At 57.4% G+C, this 3,033-nt stretch carries 4 protein-coding genes; 2 read left to right on the forward strand and 2 right to left on the reverse strand.

Annotation, left to right across the window (positions count from 1 at the left end):
- Together R6U20_RS00775 and R6U20_RS00780 are read left to right on the forward strand one after the other, a co-directional pair.
- A partial coding sequence (locus R6U20_RS00775; RefSeq protein ID WP_410335965.1) for a glutamate-1-semialdehyde 2,1-aminomutase occupies positions 1 to 902 on the forward strand: 902 nt, incomplete at its 5' end.
- Positions 903 to 1,286: 384 nt separating this feature from the next.
- Complete coding sequence (locus R6U20_RS00780; RefSeq protein ID WP_410335966.1) at positions 1,287 to 1,511, forward strand: AbrB/MazE/SpoVT family DNA-binding domain-containing protein; 225 nt, start codon at positions 1,287 to 1,289, stop codon at positions 1,509 to 1,511.
- A gap of 302 nt (positions 1,512 to 1,813) precedes the next feature.
- Here R6U20_RS00780 and R6U20_RS00785 read toward each other — a convergent pair whose 3' ends face one another.
- Positions 1,814 to 2,035 carry a transcriptional regulator/antitoxin MazE gene (locus R6U20_RS00785; RefSeq protein WP_410335967.1) on the reverse strand — a complete coding sequence of 74 codons (222 nt, stop codon included), beginning with the start codon at positions 2,033 to 2,035 and terminating at the stop codon, positions 1,814 to 1,816.
- Between the two features lie 428 nt (positions 2,036 to 2,463).
- A complete protein-coding gene (locus tag R6U20_RS00790) occupies positions 2,464 to 2,973 on the reverse strand; it encodes a Uma2 family endonuclease (protein WP_410335968.1) in 510 nt (169 codons plus the stop codon).
- Positions 2,974 to 3,033 lie beyond the last annotated feature (60 nt).

Below are 3,033 nucleotides of genomic sequence, written 5' to 3' on the forward strand. Positions count from 1 at the left end.
ACACCGGGCGCGATAAGATCATCAAGTTTGCCGGTAACTACCACGGTCACGGCGACTTCTTCTTGATTGCTGCCGGCAGCGGACCGCTCTCGCTGGGCGAACCCAACTCGCCGGGCGTGACCGAAGGCAACGCCAAAGACACGCTCTTAGCGCGCTACAACGACGCCGCACATGTGCGCGAACTCGCCGAATCGTACGAGGGCGAGGTTGCCTGCATCATTGTGGAGCCCATTGCAGGCAACATGGGCTGCATCCCGCCCGAGCCCGGCTTCCTCGAAGAACTCCGCGCCATCTGCGACGAGCACGGTATCGTCCTCATCTTCGACGAGGTGATGACCGGATTCCGCGTGGCGCCCGGCGGTGCCCAGGAGCGCTACGGCGTCACGCCCGACATGACGACCTTGGGCAAGATCATTGGCGGTGGGCTGCCCGTGGGGGCGTACGGCGGATCCAAAGAGATCATGGACTACGTGTCGCCCGTAGGCCCGGTCTATCAGGCGGGAACACTCAGTGGCAACCCGCTGGCCATGCGTGCCGGGTACACCGTGCTCTCGAAGATCGCCAATGAAAAAGACACGATCTATCCGCAGTTGGAGCGCTACAGCGAGGCGCTCGAAGAAGGCACGCGCGAGAATCTTGAGGCCCTTGGGCTCTCGTACTACACCACCCGCGTGGGTGCCATGGGCAGCCTCTTCTTCTCGGACGAGCGCGTCACCGATCTTGAGACAGCCAAAGCCTGCGATACGGAGGCCTACGCCGACTACTTCCACGCCATGCTGGAAGAAGGCGTCTACCTGGCCCCCTCGCAGTTTGAGGCCTACTTCTTTGGCACCAAGCACGGCGAAGAAGAGCTCGACAAAACGCTGGCTGCTCAGCGCGAAGCCCTCAAGCGTATTCACTAACCTCTGCCGGCGCTGCTTGTCGTTATTTGGGATCCGAAGATTCTACAAGAAAAGAGGAACTGACCGGCAGACTCCGGCAGTCCCTCTTGGTATTGACACGCCCCCGGCTGTGCAGGACTGTGCGATTAGCCGCCGTACGCTGCACCTCATCATTGCAGCGCTTGCATCCCCGGCGACGCTGGGTGGCATTCGGTTCGAAGGTGCGCTGTAGAAGTGGGGCGTTCAGGTGGGGAGGTTTGGACGGGTGGATGGGAGGATGGATGTGTGGAAGGATGGAGAGATGGATGTAGAGTGGAAACCGCTACCTATCGGACCAGCGTTGGAAGTTGAAAGAATGAACGTTAGCATTGATAGCACAACGTTTAGCATTGACAGCACACCGTTATGGCCGCAAAAGCAACGACATGCCGGATTGACGAGGAGGCAAAGCTAACGCTCCCTGAAGAGATGATGACGCGACATCGCATCACAAAGGGAGATCGCGTCCAAATCATTGAGACGGATCAGAGACTTCTCATTACGCCGTACGATCCCACACTGGAGGAAGCACTGGAGCTCTACAAAGAAGGAGCGGAATCGTACAACGATGCCCTTCGTGATTTAGCGTGACCATGCCTGATTCTTCTCCGACGGACCACGCTGATTGCCGCGCACCGACGGGGATGTTAAGCAAGCTGGGAGTGGTTGAACTGCAAGTGATTGCCTGCGATCTTGAAGACGTATCAGCATGTCATCCTGACCGTCCATACTCGGCATCATCCCTACGCGTATAGCTTTCCCGGTCCAACCTCAACATAGTTTCTCTGTGGGTGGGTGCTGAGATGCTTCACTCCGTTCAGCATGACGAACGAGGAAGATGTGAAAACCCGGCGCTTGGGTACGTCGTGAGCTAACGAAACGTTGTATCGCTCTCAGGCCAGCTTGCGAAATGCATCGTCGTGCGTATCCATGAACGCCCGCGCGTCCTCGACAGCGTTTGCTTCTTCTGGATCGTGCAACGTCAGATGCAGGCCATCGGCGGTCGGCACAGCAAACACCGTATCCCCTTCTTTCGCATCCAGCGCTTTCACGGCGTCATCGGAGAGCACGATACCGAGCGAGTCCTCCATTTTCTTGAGTGTTAGCCGTTCCATAGCCAAGACCTTTCACAGATTAAAACGATTTCGAGAATACACAAAACAGGATTTGTAGGGTAGAGGTCCCATTTTAGATAGCAGATTCCAACTCAAGGAGCCTCTTAGCAGGGATTGTGCTATACATGTATCTGCCGTTGAACGCGCAGAAGCGTGTTTATGCCCCTACACGGTCATCCCAGACGGAGCGTAGCGACGATCTGGGATCCATCCCCCAATAGATGGATGCTCGCGGGACGTGAAGACGCCCCTCAAACGACGAATGGATTACTTCGTGCGTCGCTTCGCTCGGCTCCGGATCAGCGGCGCCAGGGGCGCCTTGCCTGTCCTGAACTCGATTCAGGATCTGGATGACAGGACGATGGGGAGTTCTGCGCCTTCTGAACCCATAGCACAACGCGTTCTGAGAGTCGCACGCCCCTGCTGCATTACTTCGGTTTGGCCTGGATGCGTTCAGGACACTCCGGCACGAGTTCAGACCGATCGATCTCCGCATCACGGTAGAACCGAATCTGCCCGTTATCGGTCACGATCCACACTTCTTCGGCGCCGATGGAGCGGTACAGGGCGCGTTTGTCGGCGATTTCGTCGGGCGTGTTGCCGGGACTGAGCACTTCGACGCAGATCTCGGGCGCCAACGTTGAGGGGTCGCCCGTGGCATTCATTTCGGTGAGTCGCTCCGGGCTCATCCAGACTACGTCGGGCACCTTAACGCCTTCAGGGGTGGCAAGGGCGAACTCGGAGTAGCTTCTTCCAGTAGCGGTGTGGCGTTCCAGCAGAGCCATGATAGCAGCCTGACGCACCGAGTGTCGATTTGAGCGAGGCCGCAAAATGAGCTGCCCGCGGGCGTTCGTCTCGACGATATACGGGAGATCATCCAGACTCTGGTCATCGGCCACGTCGTGCCAGTAGGACTGCACGTCATTCAGGTTTTTCATGGCTACAGTTAGGTAGTGCGTTTGAGTAAAATCCGTTTCCGTTTACATGCAAAAGCAAGT

The sequence above is a fragment of the Longimonas sp. genome, assembly GCF_046498435.1.
GTDB lineage: Bacteria > Bacteroidota > Rhodothermia > Rhodothermales > Salinibacteraceae > Longimonas.